Source organism: Azospirillum sp. A29 (assembly GCF_042604625.1).
In the GTDB taxonomy this organism is placed as follows: Bacteria; Pseudomonadota; Alphaproteobacteria; order Azospirillales; family Azospirillaceae; genus Azospirillum; species Azospirillum palustre.
In genome coordinates, this window is the sequence record NZ_CP170460.1 from 1,216,132 (window position 1) to 1,237,372 (window position 21,241).

General features: G+C 71.1%; 3 protein-coding genes. 2 read left to right on the forward strand and 1 reads right to left on the reverse strand.

Annotated elements, in window-relative coordinates; all coding sequences use genetic code 11:
* Positions 1-77: 77 nt before the first annotated feature.
* Entirely contained in the window at positions 78-1,733 is a 1,656-nt protein-coding gene (locus ABNQ38_RS05280) for a cyclic peptide export ABC transporter (RefSeq protein ID WP_377806055.1), read from the reverse strand.
* Between the two features lie 351 nt (positions 1,734-2,084).
* Here ABNQ38_RS05280 and ABNQ38_RS05285 point away from each other — a divergent pair, with 351 nt between their 5' ends.
* Positions 2,085-3,098 (forward strand): FecR family protein, encoded by a 1,014-nt coding sequence (locus ABNQ38_RS05285; RefSeq protein WP_377806056.1) that lies wholly within the window; start codon positions 2,085-2,087, stop codon positions 3,096-3,098.
* A gap of 203 nt (positions 3,099-3,301) precedes the next feature.
* Positions 3,302-21,214, forward strand: coding sequence for a non-ribosomal peptide synthase/polyketide synthase (locus tag ABNQ38_RS05290; protein ID WP_377806057.1), 17,913 nt, complete (start codon positions 3,302-3,304; stop codon positions 21,212-21,214).
* The last annotated feature ends 27 nt before the right edge of the window (positions 21,215-21,241 follow it).

The following is a 21,241-nucleotide window of genomic DNA, read 5'->3' on the forward strand; positions in this document are numbered from 1 at the left end:
CCTGTTTCTGCAAGAAAAAGGGGGCGCACCCGACCGGGTGCGCCCCCTTTTTACTTTTGCTTCCCGTCCAGGTTCCGTCACAGCGCCGGCTGGCGATCCTCCACGACCTTGCCGGCGGTCAGCCGGAGCAGATGGTCGGCCACGTCGAAATAGCGGTCGTCATGGGAGATGACGATGATGGTCTTGCCCAGCGCCTTCAGGCTCGGCAGCAGTTCGGTGTAGAAGATCCGCCGGAAGGTCGGATCCTGATCGGCGGCCCATTCGTCGAACACCAGCACCGGCCGCTTCTCGGTCCAGGCCTGGAGAAGGGCCAGGCGCTTGCGCTGACCGGTGGACAGGTCGGTGGTGCTGAACACGCCGTCAACGACGCTGACCTTATGGGCGATCTCCAGCCGTTCCAGATAGGTCTGGGCATCGTCCGGCACGCTGTCGTTCGCCTGGATCAGGTCGTCGAACAGGAAATAGTCGGCGAAGATGGTGGTGAAGAGCTGGCGGTAATCGTCGCGCGTCTCCGGTGTCACCGGCCGGCCGTCCAGCAGGATCTGGCCTTCGTGAGGGGGGTAGAGGCCGAGCAGCATCTTGATCAGCGTGGTCTTGCCGCAGCCGTTCTCGCCGACGATGAACAGGATCTCGCCGCGGCCGACCCGCAGCGAGACGGGACCGAGCACGAAGGGCTCCACGCCGGGGCCGGCCGGTGGGTAGACGTAGCGGGCGTCGCGCAGCTCCAGCCGGTCGATGGTTGCGGGCGGGCCGCCCTCGTCCTTCATCAGCAGATGCGGTTCCGGCGAGGCGAATTCCGCCGACAGATCCGCGATGCGGCGGAAGGCGACCTGGGCGCGGCTGACGATGGGCAGGGTGCCGATCAGATGTTCCAGCGGCCCCTTCATGTAGAGCAGGACCAGGATGAAGCCGCTCAGCGTCCCGCGGTCGGTGCTGGGCCACAGCGCTTCGACGCCGAGCGCCACCCCGATGACGATGAAGAACAGCGTCGACCCGAATCCCTTGGCCATGACGAAGAGGTTGATCGACCGGATCTGGATGTCGCAGATGCGGTCGATGGTGCCGCGCAGCGCCTCGCTCTGCAGCCGCAGCCGCCGCGGACGGTTGATGCGCAGTTCCTTCGCCCCTTCCGCCAGCGAGCGGTAGTGCTTCTGCAACTCGTCCTCGTGGGCACGCGCCTCGTGGAAGCCTTCGATGCCGCGGACGCGCGCCACATACTGTACGGCGCTGCCGATCAGGATGGCGGCGGCCGTCGCCAGGAACATCGGCCAGGACAGCACCGCCAGGTAGCACAGGCTGCCCAGCGTGACGCTGAGCGACACCGCCAGCGGCGCGAAGGCGAAGGCGAAGTCGCTGATGGTGTCGACGTCGTGGGTCAGCACGGGGATCAGGCGGTGGCTGCGGTAGCGTTCGAGCTGATCGATCGGCGCGGTCAGGATGCGGTCGCCCAGATCCCTGCGCAGCCGCGCGATGACCTTCTGCCCGATCCGGTTGGTGCCGATGTCGGAAAGGACAGAGCCCGCGAGCGCCAGGGCGCACAGGCCGGCGAAGGCGAGCAGGATCCCGGCGCCCGGACTTTCCCCGGCATGCAGGATGCGGTTGATGGTGGCCAGCAGTCCGGTCACGCTGAGCCCGCCCAGCACCCCCAGCAGGGTGGCGGCGGTCAGCATCGGCCAGAAGGGGCGAAGCAGCTGGAGCAGAGCGGCGAGGCTGGTGCGGGGTGGCGTCGGCATCGGGGTTCCTGCGGGACGGGAGCGAAGGCGGCCGGCACGAAGGCTCCGCCGTGGAGGCGGATGCGTGGGGCCGTCCTGACTTAGGACGAACGAGCGGGGCGAAACTGAAACCGTTATCCTCCGGAACCGGTTTTCCCGACTGCCGGCTTTCCGGAACCGGCCACCCGATACGCGCCTGCTCCCCCACCCCGTGCCCTTGCCTGCCACGGAAGGTCGCAGCTGTCGCCGCGGACATGGGGGTTTCTCTGCTCGATTACCTCGCGTAGAGTTCATCCTGTCCGGCTCGCCTTGCGATCCATCCCCTGCTTGTCCTATAGCTGCCGAACGCCTTCCGGAGCCGAGCGCGCCCGTATGCCTCCGTCTCATCCTTCCGACGACGACCGCGTGACCGAAGAGGCTGCGGACTGGTGCCTGCGCCTGCAATCGGCCGAGGTCAGCGACGCCGATCGCGCCGCTTTCGAACGCTGGTGCCTGATGGACCCGCGCCATCTGGCGGAATTCGACGCGATGCGGGAGATCTGGGGCCTGTCCGCCAGTCTGCGCCCGCGGGTGACCGCGGTTCCCGAGACGGCTGCGGCACAGCCTGCACCGGGCCGCGGGCGGACAGCGCGGTCCGCCGCCGTCGGGGTTCCGTCGCGGCGGCGGCGCTGGGCGATGGCGGCCTGCATCGCGGCGACCCTGGCCGCCTGCTGGCCGGTGGGCTGGTCGTTCGGCGTGCTGCCCGGGCGTGTCGATGTCTTCCTCGGCGGCGACCGGCACCGCATGGTCGCGTTGCCCGACGGTTCCACTGTGGACCTGAACGTCCACACCAACCTGTTCTATGCCCAGTTCCGCGACCGGCGCAGCGTCCTGATGGACCATGGCGAAGCCTATTTCGCGGTCGCGCACGATGCCGGACTGCCCTTCACCGTCTTCACCGCCGGTCATCGGGTCCGGGTGACGGGGACGAAGTTCAATGTCTGGGCCAATGACGGCGATCTCGCCGTGACGCTGGCAGAGGGGTCGGTCACCGTGAGCGCCGACGCGGCGGCGGGAGGAGAGCCTTTGCGGCTGACGCCCGGCATGCAGGGCCGCTTCGCCCGCGACAGCCGATTCGGCAGCGTTGCGCACGTCGATCCGCTGCGGATCCTGTCCTGGCGCGAGGGCAGGCTGGTGTTCGACAACATCACGCTGGCCGAAGCGGTGCCCCTGCTGAACCCCTATCTGTCGCAGCCGCTGAGGCTGGCCGACCGCAAGGTGGGGGCGATGCGCATCGGCGGCGTGTATGACGTCGGCGATCTGGACCGCGTGGCGGCGTCCCTTCCGCGGGTGCTGCCGGTGACGCTCGCGTCCAAGGACGGCGAACTCCTCGTTTCGGCCCGCTGACCCCGGCCATCCGCGAGCACAGTCCGTTCGCCGCCGCCGATTCCGAACCGGCGGGGTAAATCCGGCCGTCCCTGCTTCGTCAGTACTGGAGACCGCGGTGTGCCTGATGGCGCGCCGCGCACAGTCTGGCCGCCCCGGTCGACCGTACCGGAAACCCCGGCGGCCGGATCAGCGTCAAGCCAGCCGGCGATGGGAAATTCCAGATGGTTGCTCAAGACTCCGTGGACCTGGTCCGCCGCTTCATCGGTCTGCCGGTGGAAAAGCGCAAGCTGTTCTGGCGCGCCATGCGCGACGAGGCCGTGGACCTTTCGCTGCTGCCGATCCCGGCGGACCTCGCCCCGGCCACGGAGGCGCCGCTGTCCCATGCGCAGCGCCGGATGTGGGCGCTGTGGAAGCTCGACCCCGACAGCGGGGCCAACAATATTTTCAGCGCGACGCGCCTCGCCGGGGATCTCGACCGCGACGCGCTGTCCCGCGCCTTCGAACTTCTGCTGGGCCGCCATGCCGCTCTGCGGACTGTGTTCCGCCAGGGCGACGGGGAACCGGTGCAGACCGTCCTCGACGATACCGAATTCCGGCTGGCGGTCGACGACCTGAGCCATCTGCCGGCCGACGGGCGCGAGCCTGCCGCACGCCGCCTGATCGAGGAGGAGGCGCAGGCACCCTTCGATCTGGAGACCGGCCCGCTCCTGCGGGCGCGCCTCGTCCGGCTGGGGCAGCAGGACCATCGTCTTCTGGTGACGATGCACCACATCGCGTCGGATGGCTGGTCGATGGCCGTGCTGATCCGGGAGTTCGCGGAGCTGTACCGTGCCATCCGGCGGGACGGAAGGATCGATCTGCCGCAATCCCCGATCCGCTATGCCGATTACGCCCTGTGGCAGAGGAACATGCTGGAGGCGGGCGAGGCGGAGCGGCAACTCGCCTATTGGCTCGACCGTCTGGGGGGAGACCGGGCGCCGCTGGAATTGCCTGCCGACCGGCCGCGGCCGGCGCGGCAGAGCCACCGCGGCGGCATCCTGCGCTTCACGCTCGATGCGGAACTGGCCGGGACGTTGCGCGCCTTCGCCCGCGAGAACGACGTCACGCTGTTCATGCTGCTGCTGACGGCCTTCACGATGCTGCTCCACCGCCACAGCGGGCAGGAAGATATCGCCATCGGCGTGCCGGTCGCCAACCGCAACCGTGCGGAGTGCGAGGGCGTGGTCGGCTTCTTCGTCAACACGCAGGTTCTGCGCCTGCGGATCGACGGTCGCGACCGCGTCGCCGACCTGCTCGATCGGGTCAGGGAAACGGCGCTGGGGGCGCAGGCGCATCAGGATCTTCCCTTCGAACATCTGCTGGAGGCGCTGAAGCTGGAGCGCAGCCTCAGCTACAACCCGCTGTTCCAGGTGATGTTCAACCACCAGCGCCGCGATGGCCATGCAACCTCCGCGATGGATGGTCTGCGGGTGGAGCCGATGGCGCTCGACAGCGCCGTGGCCAGCTACGACCTGACCCTCGACACCGTGGAAGAAGAAGGCGGCGGGATCGAGGCTGCCTTCACCTACGCAACCGACCTCTACGACCATGTCAGGATCGACCGGTTGCGCTGCCATTTCGAGACGCTCCTGTCTGGTCTTGCGGCGGATGCCGGGCGTCGTGTCGGAGATGTGCCGCTGCTGACCGGGCAGGAGCGGGCCCGCTTCGCCGCCTGGAACGCACCGGTCGCCGCTGAGGCCTTCGAGCCGGTGCATGTCCGCATCGCCGCCATGGCCGCGGCTCTCGGCGACCGGCCGGCGGTGGTGGACGGCGGCCCCGCGGGCAGCACTCTCGGCTTCGCCGCGCTCGACCGTCGGGCCAACGCCCTGGCCTGCCGGCTGGTGGCGGCCGGCGTCGGGCCGGAGGTCCGTGTCGGCGTCGCCCTGCCGCGCGGACCCGCCATGATCGTCGCCCTGCTGGCGGCGCTCAAGGCCGGCGGCGCCTATGTCCCGCTGGATGCCGCCTATCCGCGCGAGCGTCTCGCCTACCTGATCGGCGATGCCGGCATCGCCCTGCTGCTGACCGATGGCAGCCTGGCGGACCGGCTGCCGCTGCCGGACGGCCTGCCGAGCCTGCTGCTCGACGGCCTGCCGGCCGAGGAGGCCGAGGCCGCGCCGGCGGTGGCGGTGCTGCCCGGCAGCCTCGCCTATGTCATCTACACCTCCGGTTCCACCGGCCTGCCCAAGGGGGTCGCGGTGGCGCACGGCCCGCTCGCCATGCATTGCCGGGCCATCGGCGCGCTCTATGCCATGGCCCCGCAGGACTGCGAGCTGCATTTCATGTCCTTCGCCTTCGACGGCGCGCATGAACGCTGGCTGACCGCGCTGACCCACGGCAGCCGCCTGCTGGTCCGCGACGACAGCCTGTGGACGCCGGAGCAGACCTACACGGCGATGCAGCGCCATGGCGTGACGGTGGCGGCGTTCCCGCCGGTCTACCTGCAGCAGCTGGCCGAGCATGCCGGGCGCGAGCGGACGGAGCGGGGGACCGCCCCGCCGCCGGTGCGGGTCTACTGCTTCGGCGGCGACGCAGTGGGGGAGGCGGCCTTCGAGCTTGCCAGGGAGGCGCTGCAACCGGAGCACATCATCAACGGCTACGGCCCGACCGAGACGGTGGTGACACCGCTGATCTGGAAGGCGGACCGGCAGGACCGCTGCGGTGCCGCCTATGCACCGATCGGCCTGCGGGTGGGCGACCGCACCACCCATGTGCTGGACGGCGACCTGAACCCGGTACCGCTTGGCGTGGTCGGGGAGCTTTATCTTGGCGGCGCGGGGTTGGCGCGGGGCTACCTGAACCGTCCCGGCCTGACGGCGGAGCGCTTCGTCGCCGATCCGTTCTCGGCTGGCGGCGGGCGGCTCTACCGCACCGGCGACCTCGTGCGCCAGCGCGGGGACGGGGTGATCGAGTATGTCGGGCGGATCGACCATCAGGTGAAGATCCGCGGCTTCCGCATCGAGCTTGGCGAGGTGGAGGCACGGCTGCGGGCGCAGGAGGGCGTGCGCGAGGCGGCGGTGGTCGCCCGCGACGGCAACTCCGGCAAGCGTCTGGTCGGCTACGTCGTGCCGGTCGGTGCGGAGGCGGACGATTTCGTCGAGCGGCTGCGCTCCGGGCTGAAGGCGGCGCTGCCGGACTACATGGTTCCGTCCCATCTCGTGGTGCTGGAGCGGCTGCCGCTGACGCCCAACGGCAAGCTGGACCGCAAGGCCCTGCCCGAGCCGGAGCTGGCGTCGTCGTCGGCCCGGGTGCCGCCGCGCAGCGCGGCCGAACGGGCCCTGGCGGCGTTGTGGTGCGAGCTGCTGCGGCTGGAGAGCGTCGGCGTCACCGACAACTTCTTCGAGCTGGGCGGAGACTCCATCCTCTCCATCCAGCTGGTCAGCCGCGCCCGCCGCCACGGCCTCGCCTTCACCCCGCGCGACGTCTTCGAGCACCAGACCCTGGAGGCGCTCGCCCGCGCCGCCCGCAGCGACGCCGGCGCTCCGGCCGCTTCGGCCGCCGGGCAGGGTGCTGTCGGCGGGGCACTGTCGCTGACGCCGATCCAGCGCTGGTTCTTCGAGGAGCCGATCCCCAGCCGCAGCCACTGGAACCAGTCGGTGCTGCTGCGGCTGCGCCGGCCGGTCGATCCGGCGCTGCTGGAACGGGCGCTCTCGGCTCTGCTGGCCCATCACGACGCCCTGCGGCTGGTCTTCGCTGGAGACGGACGTGCCGAGCACCTGCCGCCCGAGGCGGTGCCGCCGGTGCTGTGGCACCGCGCCGCCGCCGATGCCGAAGCGCAGGAGCGGCTGTGCGAGGAGGCCCAGCGCAGCCTCGACCTCGGGCATGGCCCGCTGCTGCGCGCCCTGCTGGTCGAGCGGGGAGATAACGGGGAGCAGCGCCTGCTGCTGGCGATCCACCATCTGGTGGTGGACGGCGTGTCCTGGCGCGTGCTGCTGGAGGATCTGCAACTGGCCTGCACGCAGCTGGAGCGGGGCGAAGCGGTGGTGTTGCCGGCCAAGACCGCGTCCTTCCAGTCCTGGGGCGAGGCGCTGCGCCGCCACGCCGCGAGCGGGGCGCTGAAGGATGAACTGTCCTGGTGGCGCGACAGCCTGAGGGATGCTCCGGCCGGGCTGCCGGGGGTGGCGGAACCGGTCTCCCCCGCGGCGCTGAGGGTGGCGACATCCGCCGTGGCGCGGACGCGGCTGGATGCCGGCTGGACCAAGCGCCTGCTGTCGTCGGCGCCTGCGGCCTACCGGACGCGGGTGAACGACCTTCTGCTGACGGCGCTGTCGCGGGTGCTGTGCCGGTGGAGCGGCGCAGCCTCGGCACTGGTGCAGCTGGAGGGGCATGGCCGCGAGGAGTTGGTGGGCGGCCTGGACCTCAGCCGCAGCGTCGGCTGGTTCACCACCGCCTATCCGGTGCATCTGCGCCCCGGCGGAGGAGCCGGCGGAGAGGTGGGCGCATCGATCAGGGCGGTGAAGGAGCAGCTGCGGGCGGTTCCGTCGAATGGGCTGGGCTTTGGCGTGCTGTGCCATCTGGGCGATGGGGAGGCGCAGGCAACGCTGCGGGCGCTGCCCGAGGCGCGGGTGACCTTCAACTATCTGGGCCAGTTCGACGGCAGCTTCGACGACACCGCCCGCTTCGTGCCGGCCGACGAGCCGGCGGGCAGCAGCCAGGATGCCGATGCGCCTCTGGGCAACTGGCTGACGCTGAACGGTCAGGTCTATGACGGGGAGCTGGTGTTCGACTGGAGCTACAGCCGGGCGGTGCTGGCGCCGCCGGTTGTGGAGGGGTTGGCCTCGGCCTATGGGGAGGAGCTTCAGGCGCTGGTCGCGCATTGCGAGACCTCGGCCGGCGGTCTGACGCCGTCGGACGTTCCGCTGGCCGGCCTGACGCAGGGGCAGCTGGACGCGCTGTCGCTGCCGGCGCGCGAGTTGGAGGATCTCTACCCGCTGACGCCGATGCAGCAGGGCATGCTGTTCCATGCGCTCTACGAGCCGGGTGGCGACGCCTACATCAACCAGATGCGGGTGGATGTGGACGGGCTGGACGTGGCGCGCTTCCACGCGGCATGGCAGGGGGCGGTCGATGCGCATGACAGCCTGCGGGCGGGCTTCCTGTGGGACGGCCTGGAGCAGCCGTTGCAGGCGATCCGGCGCAAGGTTGCGGTGCCGCTGCGGCTGGAGGACTGGTGCGGCGATGCGGACCCGATGGTGCGGCTGGAGGAGCTTGCGGCGGCGGAGCGGCAGGCCGGCTTCGACCTTGCGGCGCCGCCTCTGCTGCGGCTGGCGGTGGTGCGCACGGGCGGGGAGCGCCATCATGTGATCCTGACCAGCCACCACATCCTGCTGGACGGCTGGAGCAGCTCACAGCTTCTGGGAGAGGTGCTGCAACGCTATGCCGGCGTCGTGCCGGCGGCGGATGGCGGCCGCTTCCGCGACCATGTCGCCTGGCTGCAAGGGCGCGACAGGGCGGCGTCCGAGGCCTTCTGGCGCAACCGCACCGCCGAACTCGAACAGCCGACCAGGATCGTCTCGCTGTTGCCGTCCAGCCCGCGGGTGGAACCCATGCCTGAGCGGGACGGGCAGGGCGAGCATCGCTGCGTCTTCACCGTGGAGGAAACCCGTCGCCTCACCGACCTCGCCCGTCGCTGCGACGTCACGCTGAACACGCTGATGCAGGCGGCCTGGGCCGTCCTGCTGCGGCAGCATGGCGGCCAGGATACCGTCGCCTTCGGCACCACCGTGTCCGGCCGCCCGGCGGATCTGCCGGGGGTGGAACACCGGCTCGGCCTGTTCATCAACACGCTGCCGGTGATCCTGACGCCCCATCCTGCGATGCCGGTGGCAGACTGGCTCCGCACGGTCCAAAGCCGCAACCTCGACCTGCGTGAGCATGAGCACACGCCGCTCGCCGACATTCAGCACTGGTCGGGCCAGACCGCATCGGGCGACGCCGGCGGTGCCCTGTTCGACAGTCTGCTGGTGTTCGAGAGCTATCCGGTCGCCGAGGCGTTGCGTCAGGGAAGCCCCGGCGGGCTGCGCTTCTCGCCGGTGATCGGTTATGAGCAGACCAGCTATCCGCTGACCATCGCGATCATGCCCGGCGACCGGCTGGAGTTGCATCACCGCTACGACCGCGCCCATCTGACGGGGACGGCGGTGGCGCACCTCGCCGGCCATCTGCGCCGTCTTCTGCTGGCGATGGCCGAAGCCCCGAACCGGCCGCTCGGTGCTTTCTCGGTGCTGGACGAGGCCGACCGCGACCGTATTTTCGGCGCCTGGAACCAACCGGAGCCGATGGACGCGACGCCCTTGCCGCGTCTGTTCGAGGTGCAGGCCGCCCGCAGTCCGGATGCCACCGCGGTTATCGCCGGCACGCGCAGCGTGAGCTATGGCGATCTCAACCGGCAGGCCAACCGGCTGGCCCATCGGCTGCGCGCGCTCGGTGTCGCGCCCGGTGTCCCGGTCGCCGTCATGCTGGAGCGGACGGAGGTTCTGCCGACCGGTCTTCTGGCGATCCTGAAGGCGGGCGGTGCCTATGTTCCGCTCGATCCCGACTATCCCGCCGACCGTGTCGCCTACATGCTGGCCGACAGTCAGGCGGCACTGGTCGTGACGCAACGCAGCCTGCTGCCCCGTCTTCCGGCGGGCGGGGGCCTGCAGGTGCTGGCGCTCGACGATCCGGCGCTCGGTCTGGAGAACGGCCCGGCGGACGATCCGCTGCCGGTCAACAGGGCGGAGGATGCCGCCTATGTCATCTACACCTCCGGTTCGACCGGACGGCCGAAGGGTGTGGTGATCGAGCATCGCAACGCCTCGGCCCTCATCGACTGGGCATTTCGGCTTTACCGGCCGGAGCAGTTGCAGGGGGTCCTGGCCTCGACCTCCGTCTGTTTCGACCTTTCGGTCTGGGAATTCTTCGTCACGCTGAGTGCCGGCGGCCATGTGGTGATGGCCGACAACGCCCTGGCCTTGCCCGATCTGCCGGCCCGCGACCGCGTGTGCCTGATCAACACGGTGCCGTCGGCTATTGCCGGCCTCCTGCGCTCCGGCGGTATTCCGGCCGGTGTGCGGACCGTCAATCTGGCGGGCGAGCCGTTGGTTCAATCGCTGGTGGATGACCTCTATGCCGCCGGTATCGCCGACGTCTACGACCTCTACGGCCCGTCGGAGGACACGACCTATTCGACCGTGACCCGTCGCGAGGCGGGGGGTCGCGCCAACATCGGCCGTCCCATCGATGGGACCTGTGGCTATGTTCTGGACGGGGATCTGAATCCGGTACCGCTTGGCGTGGTCGGGGAGCTTTATCTTGGCGGCGCGGGGTTGGCGCGCGGCTACCTGAACCGTCCCGGGCTGACGGCGGAGCGCTTCGTCGCCGACCCGTTCTCCAGCGGCGGCGGGCGGCTCTACCGGACGGGCGACCTCGTGCGCCAGCGCGGGGACGGGGTGATCGAGTATGTCGGGCGGATCGACCATCAGGTGAAGATCCGCGGCTTCCGCATCGAGCTTGGCGAGGTGGAGGCACGGCTGCGGGCGCAGGAGGGCGTGCGCGAGGCGGCGGTGGTCGCCCGCGACGGCAACTCCGGCAAGCGTCTGGTCGGCTACGTCGTGCCGGTCGGTGCGGAGGCGGACGATTTCGTCGAGCGGCTGCGCTCCGGGCTGAAGGCGGCGCTGCCGGACTACATGGTTCCGTCCCACCTCGTGGTGCTGGAGCGGCTGCCGCTGACGCCCAACGGCAAGCTGGACCGTAAGGCCCTGCCCGAGCCGGAGCTGGCGTCGTCGTCGGCCCAGGTTCCGCCGCGCAGCGCAGCCGAACGGGCCCTGGCGGCGTTGTGGTGCGAACTGCTGCGGCTGGAGAGCGTCGGCGTCACCGACAACTTCTTCGAGCTGGGCGGAGACTCCATCCTCTCCATCCAGCTGGTCAGCCGCGCCCGCCGCCACGGCCTCGCCTTCACCCCGCGCGACGTCTTCGAGCATCAGACCCTGGAGGCGCTCGCCCGCGCCGCCCGCAGCGACGCCGGCGCTCCGGCCGCTTCGGCCGCCGGGCAGGGTGCTGTCGGCGGGGCACTGTCGCTGACGCCGATCCAGCGCTGGTTCTTCGAGGAGCCGATCCCCAGCCGCAGCCACTGGAACCAGTCGGTGCTGCTGCGGCTGCGCCGGCCGGTCGATCCGGCGCTGCTGGAACGGGCGCTCTCGGCTCTGCTGGCCCATCACGACGCCCTGCGGCTGGTCTTCGCGATGGATGGCAGCGCCCGGCACCTGCCGCCCGAGGCGGTGCCGCCGGTGCTGTGGCACCGCGCCGCCGCCGATGCCGAAGCGCAGGAGCGGCTGTGCGAGGAGGCCCAGCGCAGCCTCGACCTCGGGCACGGCCCGCTGCTGCGCGCCCTGCTGGTCGAGCGGGGAGATAACGGGGAGCAGCGCCTGCTGCTGGCGATCCACCATCTGGTGGTGGACGGCGTGTCCTGGCGCGTGCTGCTGGAGGATCTGCAACTGGCCTGCACGCAGCTGGAGCGGGGCGAAGCGGTGGTGTTGCCGGCCAAGACCGCGTCCTTCCAGTCCTGGGGCGAGGCGCTGCGCCGCCACGCCGCGAGCGGGGCGCTGAAGGATGAACTGTCCTGGTGGCGCGACAGCCTGAGGGATGCTCCGGCCGGGCTGCCGGGGGTGGCGGAGCCGGTCTCCCCCGCGGCGCTGAGGGTGGCGACATCCGCCGTGGCGCGGACGCGACTGGATGCCGGCTGGACCAAGCGCCTGCTGTCGTCGGCGCCCGCGGCCTACCGGACGCGGGTGAACGACCTTCTGCTGACGGCGCTGTCGCGGGTGCTGTGCCGGTGGAGCGGCGCAGCCTCGGCACTGGTGCAGCTGGAGGGACATGGCCGCGAGGAGCTGGTGGGCGGCCTGGACCTCAGCCGCAGCGTCGGCTGGTTCACCACCGCCTATCCGGTGCATCTGCGCCCTGGCGGGGGAGAGGCGGGCGCATCGATCAGGGCGGTGAAGGAGCAGCTGCGGGCGGTTCCGTCGAATGGGCTGGGCTTTGGCGTGCTGTGCCATCTGGGCGATGGGGAGGCGCAGGCAACGCTGCGGGCGCTGCCCGAGGCGCGGGTGACCTTCAACTATCTGGGCCAGTTCGACGGCAGCTTCGACGACACCGCCCGCTTCGTGCCGGCCGACGAGCCGGCGGGCAGCAGCCAGGATGCCGATGCGCCTCTGGGCAACTGGCTGACGCTGAACGGTCAGGTCTATGACGGGGAGCTGGTGTTCGACTGGAGCTACAGCCGGGCGGTGCTGGCGCCATCGGTTGTGGAGGGGTTGGCCTTGGCCTATGGGGAGGAGCTTCGGGCGCTGGTCGCGCATTGCGAGACCTCGGCCGGCGGTCTGACGCCGTCGGACGTTCCGTTGGCCGGCCTGACGCAGGGCCAGCTGGACGCGCTGCCGCTGCCGGCGCGCGAACTGGAGGATCTCTACCCGCTGACGCCGATGCAGCAGGGCATGCTGTTCCATGCGCTCTACGAGCCGGGTGGCGACGCCTACATCAACCAGATGCGGGTGGATGTGGACGGGCTGGACGTGGCGCGCTTCCACGCGGCATGGCAGGGGGCGGTCGATGCGCATGACAGCCTGCGGGCGGGCTTCCTGTGGGACGGCCTGGAGCAGCCGTTGCAGGCGATCCGGCGCAAGGTTGCGGTGCCGCTGCGGCTGGAGGACTGGTGCGGCGATGCGGACCCGATGGTGCGGCTGGAGGAGCTTGCGGCGGCGGAGCGGCAGGCCGGCTTCGACCTTGCGGCACCGCCTCTGCTGCGGCTGGCGGTGGTACGCACGGGTGGGGAGCGCCATCATGTGATCCTGACCAGCCACCACATCCTGCTGGACGGCTGGAGCAGCTCGCAGCTTCTGGGAGAGGTGCTGCAACGCTATGCCGGCGTCGTGCCGGCGGCGGACGGCGGCCGCTTCCGCGACCATGTCGCCTGGCTGCAAGGGCGCGACAGGGCGGCGTCCGAGGCCTTCTGGCGCAATCGCACCGCCGAACTCGAACAGCCGACCAGGATCGCGACGGCCGGCGGGCAACCGGATATCGGCCAAGGGCATGGAGCCCTCGAACTTGCCTTCGACGAACGGGAAACCGCGCTTCTCGTCCGCTTCGCCCGTCAGAGCCACGTGACGCTCAACACGTTGGTTCAGGCCGCCTGGCTGCTGCTTCTGCACCGGCGGACCGGACAGAAGGCGGTGGCGGCCGGCGTGACGGTCTCCGGCCGGCCGGCCGAACTGCCGGGCATCGAAAAGCAGATCGGCCTGTTCATCAACACGCTGCCGCTGGTCGGCACGCCGCATCCGGCCCGGACCGTGTCGGAGTGGCTGACCGATCTCCAGGCCAGCAATCTCGAAATGCGGGAGCACGAACACACGCCGCTGGCCGACATCCAGCGCTGGTCCGGCCATGGCGGCGAGATGCTGTTCGACAGTCTGCTGGTGTTCGAGAACTATCCGCTGTCCGACGCGCTTGGCCGCGGAGAAACCGGCGGCCTGCGCTTCGGTGTTCCGCAGAATCATGAGCTTACCTCCGTCCCGTTGACCCTGCTGATGGGTGCCGGAAAGCAACTGACGTTGACCTTCAGCCATTGGCGCGATCGTATCGGCGACGAGGAGGTCCGCCGTTTGGCCGCACAGACCCGACGGCTTCTGCTGGCCCTGGCCGAGGATGCCGGGCGCCGGTTGGGTGAGATCGGGTTGCTCGACGAGGAGGGATGGCGGAGCTTTGACGGCTGGAACGCGACCCGCGACGGGACGCTGACCGCCGGTCCCCTGGTGCCGGAGCTTATCTCGGAGCAGGCCGGTCTGCATGGCGGGTGTCCTGCGGTGAGCTTCGGCGGCCGGACGCTGAGCTATGCCGAGCTGGAGGCGCAGGCGAACCGTCTGGCCCACCGGCTGCGGGCGCTGGGCGTCGGTCCGGAGGTGACGGTCGGCGTCGCTGCCGAACGCTCGCTGGAGCTGGTCGTCGGCCTGCTGGCGGTGATGAAGGCGGGCGGCGCCTATCTGCCCCTCGACCCGGAGCTGCCACCCGCCCGCCTTGCCGCCCTGGCCGCGGACGGCGGCATCGCCCTGCTGCTCACCCAGTCCCATCTTGCCGGCAGGCTGGGCGGCGAGGCGTTGCCCGAGGCTGTCCGCCTGCTGCTGCTCGACGCCGCGGACACCGACGCCGAGAACACCGACGCCGAGAACACCGCGGGACTGCCGGACACGCCGCCCGCGGCCGGGTTGCGGCCGGAGAACCTCGCCTACCTGATCTATACCTCCGGCTCCACCGGCACGCCCAAGGGGGCCGGCAACAGCCATGGCGCCCTGCTGAACCGCTTGGCCTGGATGCAGAAGGCCTACCGGCTGTCTCCGGGCGAGCGGGTGTTGCAGAAGACGCCCTTCGGCTTCGACGTCTCGGTCTGGGAGTTTTTCTGGCCGCTGATGGTGGGGGCGCATCTGGTGGTGGCGGCGCCCGGCGAGCACCGCGACGCGGCCCGGCTGGTGGCGCTGATCCGCGGGGAGGGCATCGACACGCTGCACTTCGTGCCCTCCATGTTGCAGGCCTTCCTGGAGGAGCCGGGGGTGGAGCATTGCACCAGCCTGCGCCGGGTGGTGTGCAGCGGCGAGGCCCTGCCGGAGGCGTTGCAGGACCGGCTGTTCGCCCGTCTGCCGCAGGTCGGCCTGTACAACCTTTACGGCCCGACGGAGGCGGCGATCGACGTCAGCCATTGGACCTGCCGGGCCGGGGAGGGCGGTGCGGGCGGCGGTGTGCCGATCGGCGTGGCCATCGACAATCTGCGGCTGCATGTGCTGGACGAGTGCCTGAACCCGCTTCCGGCCGGCGCGGTCGGCGAGCTTTACATCGCCGGTGCGGGTCTGGCGCGCGGCTATCACCGGCGGGCCGGGCTGACGGCGGAGCGGTTCGTCGCCGACCCGTTCTGCCCCGACGGCGGCCGGATGTACCGGACGGGCGACCTGGCGCGCCGGCGCGGGGACGGGGTGATCGAGTATGTCGGGCGGATCGACCATCAGGTGAAGATCCGCGGCCTGCGGATCGAGCTTGGCGAGATCGAGGCCGTGCTGCGCGGCCATCCGGCGGTGCGGGATGCGGTGGTGGTCGCCCGCGACGGCGCGGGCGGCAAGCGTCTGGTCGGCTATGTCGCCGCCGATGCGGACGCGGAGCTGCCGCGGCGGCTGAGGGATCAGCTTGGCCGCGCTCTGCCGGACTACATGGTTCCATCCCATCTCGTGGTGCTGGAGCGGTTGCCGCTGACGCCCAACGGCAAGCTCGACCGCAAGGCCCTGCCCGAGCCGGAGCTGGCGTCGTCGTCGGCCCGGGTACCGCCGCGCAGCGCGGCCGAACGGGCCCTGGCGGCGTTGTGGTGCGAGCTGCTACGGCTGGAGAGCGTCGGCGTCACCGACAACTTCTTCGAGCTGGGCGGAGACTCCATCCTCTCCATCCAGCTGGTCAGCCGCGCCCGCCGCCACGGCCTCGCCTTCACCCCGCGCGACGTCTTCGAGCACCAGACCCTGGAGGCGCTCGCCCGCGCCGCCCGCAGCGACGCCGACGCTCCTGCTGCCGAGCAGGGTGCTGTCAACGGGGCGCTGTCGCTGACGCCGATCCAGCGCTGGTTCTTCGAGGAGCCGATCCCCAGCCGCAGCCACTGGAACCAGTCGGTGCTGCTGCGGCTGCGCCGGCCGGTCGATCCGGCGCTGCTGGAACGGGCGCTCTCGGCCCTGCTGGCCCATCACGACGCCCTGCGGCTGGTCTTCGCTGGAGACGGGCGTGCCGAGCACCTGCCGCCCGAGGCGGTGCCGCCGGTGCTGTGGCACCGCGTTGCCGCCGATGCCGGGGCGCAGGAGCGGCTGTGCGAGGAGGCCCAGCGCAGCCTCGACCTCGCGCATGGCCCGCTGCTGCGCGCCCTGCTGGTCGAGCGTGGCGATGAGGACGGAGATCGGGGCGGTGAGCAGCGCCTGCTGCTGGCGATCCACCATCTGGTGGTGGACGGCGTGTCCTGGCGCGTGCTGCTGGAGGATCTGCAACTGGCCTGCACGCAGCTGGAGCGGGGCGAAGCGGTGGTGCTGCCGGCCAAGACCGCGTCCTTCCAGTCCTGGGGCGAGGCGCTGCGCCGCCACGCCGCGAGCGGGGCGCTGAAGGATGAACTGTCCTGGTGGCGCGACAGCCTGAGGGATGCTCCGGCCGGGCTGCCGGGGGTGGCGGAGCCGGTCTCCCCCGCGGCGCTGAGGGTGGCGACATCCGCCGTGGCGCGGACGCGGCTGGATGCCGGCTGGACCAAGCGCCTGCTGTCGTCGGCGCCTGCGGCCTACCGGACGCGGGTGAACGACCTGCTGCTGACGGCGCTGTCGCGGGTGCTGTGCCGGTGGAGCGGCGCAGCCTCGGCACTGGTGCAGCTGGAGGGGCATGGCCGCGAGGAGCTGGTGGGCGGCCTGGACCTCAGCCGCAGCGTCGGCTGGTTCACCACCGTCTATCCGGTGCATCTGCGCCCCGGCGGGGGAGCCGGCGGGGAGGTCGGCGCGTCGATCAGGGCGGTGAAGGAGCAGCTGCGGGCGGTTCCGTCGAACGGGCTGGGCTTTGGCGTGCTGCGCCATCTGGGCGATGGTGAGGCGCAGGCAACGCTGCGGGCGCTGCCCGAGGCGCGGGTGACCTTCAACTATCTGGGCCAGTTCGACGGCAGCTTCGACGACACCGCCCGCTTCGTGCCGGCCGACGAGCCGGCGGGCAGCAGCCAGGATGCCGATGCGCCTCTGGGCAACTGGCTGACGCTGAACGGTCAGGTCTATGACGGGGAGCTGGTGTTCGACTGGAGCTACAGCCGGGCGGTGCTGGCGCCGCCGGTTGTGGAGGGGTTGGCCTCGGCCTATGGGGAGGAGCTGCGGGCGCTGGTCGCGCATTGCGAGACCTCGGCCGGCGGGCTGACGCCGTCGGACGTTCCGCTGGCCGGCCTGACGCAGGGGCAGCTGGACGCGCTGTCGCTGCCGGCGCGCGAACTGGAGGATCTCTACCCGCTGAGCCCGATGCAGCAGGGCATGCTGTTCCATGCGCTGGAAGGGGCCGCGGAGGGCGAAAGCCCTTATGTGACGCAGCTCGCCGTCGAGGTGGAGGGGCTGGAGGAGGAGCGCTTCGCCGCCGCCTGGGCCTGGGTGACGGCGCGCCATGCCGTGCTGCGCACCGGTTTCCTGTGGGGCGGCGCGCTTGCCGCCCCGTTGCAGGCGGTGTGGGAGCGGGTGGCCGATGCGGTGTCGGTGCTGGACTGGCGCGACCGCGGCCTTGCCGGCACCGGGCTGGAGGAGGCGTTGGGGGCCTTGGCGCGGGCGGAGCGTGCCCGCGGCTTCGAGCTTGGCCGTCCGCCGTTGCAGCGGGTGGTTCTGGTGCGGCTGGGGCCGGGGCGACAGGGCCGGGGGCGCCATCGCCTGATCTGGACCAGCCATCACCTGCTGCTGGACGGCTGGAGCAGCGCGCGTCTGGTGGCGGAGGTGCTGGGCCGCTACCGGGGAGCGGAGGTGGGCGGCGCGGCGGGCCGTTACCGCGACTACATCGCGTGGTTGGGGCGGCAGGATGGGGCGGCGTCGGAGCGCTTCTGGCGCGGGCGTCTGTCGGGGCTGGAGGCACCGACGCTGCTGGCGGCCAGCCTGCCCTGCCGGGCTCCGCAGGCGGGGCACGGCGTGGTGCGGCTGCGGCTGGATGGCGGTGCGACGCGGCGGTTGCAGGCGTTCGCGCAGGCGCAGCGGGTGACGCTGAACACGCTGGTGCAGGGGGCATGGGCGCTTCTTCTGCAACGCTACAGCGGTCAGGAGACGGTGGCGTTCGGCGCGACGGTGTCGGGCCGTCCGGCGGAGCTTGCCGGCGTCGAGGAGACGCTGGGGCTGTTCATCAACACGCTGCCGGTGGTGGAGCGTCCGCCGTCTGGCGAGCGGGTGGGGGAGTGGCTGCGCGGATTGCAGCGGCGGAACCTGGAGATGCGCGAGCACGAGCACACGCCGCTGCACGAGGTGCAGCGCTGGGCCGGCTCCAGCCTCGGCACCAGCGGCGGCGCGCGGGCGCTGTTCGACAGCATCCTCGTCTTCGAGAACTATCCCGTCGACGAGGCCATCAAAAACCACAACGACCATACCATCGGATTCGGAGCGACGGACCGGGTCGACGTGACCGGATTCGCCATGGATTTGGAGGTGTCGGTCGGTGAAGAGCTGGAGGTCAAGTTCATACACCGCCGCGATCTGATCGACGGCGACCTGTGCAACCGTATCCAAGGCCATTTCGAGACGCTGCTGTGTGGTCTTGTGGCGGATGCCGGGCGTCGTGTCGGAGAGGTGCCGCTGCTGACCGGGCAGGAGCGGGCCCGCTTCGCCGCCTGGAACGCACCGGTCGCCGCCGAGGCCTTCGAGCCGGTGCATGTCCGCATCGCCGCCATGGCCGCCGCTCTCGGCGACCGGCCGGCGGTGGTGGACGGCGGTCTTAATAGCGGCCCCGCGGGCAGCACTCTCAGCTTCGCCGCGCTCGACCGCCGGGCCAACGCCCTGGCCTGCCGGCTGGCGGCGGCCGGCGTCGGGCCGGAGGTCCGCGTCGGCGTCGCCCTGCCGCGCGGACCCGGCATGATCGTCGCCCTGCTGGCGGTGCTCAAGGCCGGCGGCGCCTATGTCCCGCTGGATGCCGCCTATCCGCGCGAGCGTCTCGCCTACCTGATCGGCGATGCCGGCATCGCCCTGCTGCTGACCGATGGCAGCCTGGCAGACCGGCTGCCGCTGCCGGACGGCCTGCCGAGCCTGCTGCTCGACGGCCTGCCGGCCGAGGAGGCCGAGGCCGCGCCGGCGGTGGCGGTGCTGCCCGGCAGCCTCGCCTATGTCATCTACACCTCCGGCTCCACCGGCCTGCCCAAGGGGGTCGCGGTGGCGCACGGCCCGCTCGCCATGCATTGCCGGGCCATCGGCGCGCTCTATGCCATGACCCCGCAGGACTGCGAGCTGCATTTCATGTCCTTCGCCTTCGACGGCGCGCATGAACGCTGGCTGACCGCGCTGACCCACGGCAGCCGCCTGCTGGTCCGCGACGACAGCCTGTGGACGCCGGAGCAGACCTACGCGGCGATGCAGCGCCATGGCGTGACGGTGGCGGCGTTCCCGCCGGTCTATCTGCAGCAGCTGGCCGAGCATGCCGGGCGCGAGCGGACGGAGCGGGGGACCGCTCCGCCGCCGGTGCGGGTCTACTGCTTCGGCGGCGACGCGGTGGGGGAGGCGGCCTTCGAGCTTGCCAGGGAGGCGCTGCAACCGGAGCACATCATCAACGGCTACGGCCCGACCGAGACGGTGGTGACACCGCTGATCTGGAAGGCGGGCCGGCAGGACCGCTGCGGTGCCGCCTATGCACCGATCGGCCTGCGGGTGGGCGACCGCACCACCCATGTGCTGGACGGCGACCTGAACCCGGTACCGCTTGGCGTGGTCGGGGAGCTTTATCTTGGCGGCGCGGGGTTGGCGCGGGGCTACCTGAACCGTCCCGGCCTGACGGCGGAGCGCTTCGTCGCCGACCCGTTCTCCAGCGGCGGCGGGCGGCTCTACCGGACGGGCGACCTCGTGCGCCAGCGCGGGGACGGGGTGATCGAGTATGTCGGGCGGATCGACCATCAGGTGAAGATCCGCGGCTTCCGCATCGAGCTTGGCGAGGTGGAGGCACGGCTGCGGGCGCAGGAGGGCGTGCGCGAGGCGGCGGTGGTCGCCCGCGACGGCAACTCCGGCAAGCGTCTGGTCGGCTACGTCGTGCCGGTCGGTGCGGAGGCGGACGATTTCGTCGAGCGGCTGCGCGGCGGGCTGAAGGCGGCGCTGCCGGACTACATGATTCCGGCTCACCTCGTGGTGCTGGAGCGGTTGCCGCTGACGCCCAACGGCAAGCTGGACCGCAAGGCCCTGCCCGAGCCGGAGCTGGCGTCGTCGTCGGCCCGGGTGCCGCCGCGCAGCGCGGCCGAACGGGCCCTGGCGGCGCTGTGGTGCGAGCTGCTGCGGCTGGAGAGCGTCGGCGTCACCGACAACTTCTTCGAGCTGGGCGGAGACTCCATCCTCTCCATCCAGCTGGTGACCCGTGCACGGGCGCTGAAGCCGCTTGGGGTGTCCTTCAAGCTTCGTGACCTGATCCGCAAGCCGACCATCGCCGAACTGCTCGGTACGGCCGCGGAGACAACGGCGGCGAAGGGGGCGGCGAAGGGCGGACCGTCGCCGATCATGGCCCTGAACCGGCAGCTTGCCGGACAGCCGCCGCTGGTCTGCATCCATGCCGGCTTCGGCACGGTCTTCGATTATGAACCGCTGGCCCGTCGCCTCGACGGGCGGCGGAGCGTGCTGGCGATCCAGTCGCGCATGCTGCTCGATCCGGCATGGCGGGACCGTTCGCTGGAGGAGATGGCGCGAGACTATGTCGACCTGCTGCGGGCGCGGCAGCCGCAGGGACCCTACGAGCTGCTCGGCTGGTCGCTGGGAGGAACGATTGCCGCGCTGATGGCGGCCGAGCTGGAGCGCCGGGGGCAGCGTGTGCGCCGCCTTGCCCTGCTCGACCCCTTCGTGCCATTGCCGGAGATTGGCGAGTTTGGCGGCGAGCTTGGGCTGGATGACTGGCGCGACGATCTCGCCGGCTTCCTTGCGGTGATGTTGCTGGGGGTGGTTGTAGGCCCTCCTGCGGCCGAATCCGAAGACGCCGACGCGATCAGAAGCGTCATCTCCCAGGCGCTCGATGCTCCCCGGACCGGCGGGGCCGAAGGGCTGGGGACCGCGATGGGGGCGGAGGAACTGACCCAGGCCTTCCTGACCGCCCGCCATCTGAAGCGGCTGTCCGTAGCCCTGCCTGCCTGCCTGTCGGTCGATGCCGCTGTGCAGGGCTGGTGGGTCACCGGCCGCGACACCGACCGGCTGCGCCTGGAGACGCAGCTCGGCGGGCGCCCGCAGTCCTGGCGCACACTCGGCTGCGGTCATTTCGAAGTGCCGCGCGACGAAGGCTTCCTGGCGGACATCGCCGAACATCTGGCCGGGCCGGCGGCGGAACGGCCCGACGCCCCTATCGACGCCCCTGCCGCCGACCTAGCGGATGCTGCGGAGTGAGCGCGCCCATCCCGACCGGGAGTAATG

What these genes read in the sequence shown, in the direction of transcription:
- ABNQ38_RS05280 (WP_377806055.1), bottom strand. Translation starts at nt 1,733, where the DNA reads ATGCCGACGCCACCCCGCACCAGCCTCGCCGCTCTGCTCCAGCTGCTT.
- ABNQ38_RS05285 (WP_377806056.1), top strand. Translation starts at nt 2,085, where the DNA reads ATGCCTCCGTCTCATCCTTCCGACGACGACCGCGTGACCGAAGAGGCT.
- ABNQ38_RS05290 (WP_377806057.1), top strand. Translation starts at nt 3,302, where the DNA reads ATGGTTGCTCAAGACTCCGTGGACCTGGTCCGCCGCTTCATCGGTCTG.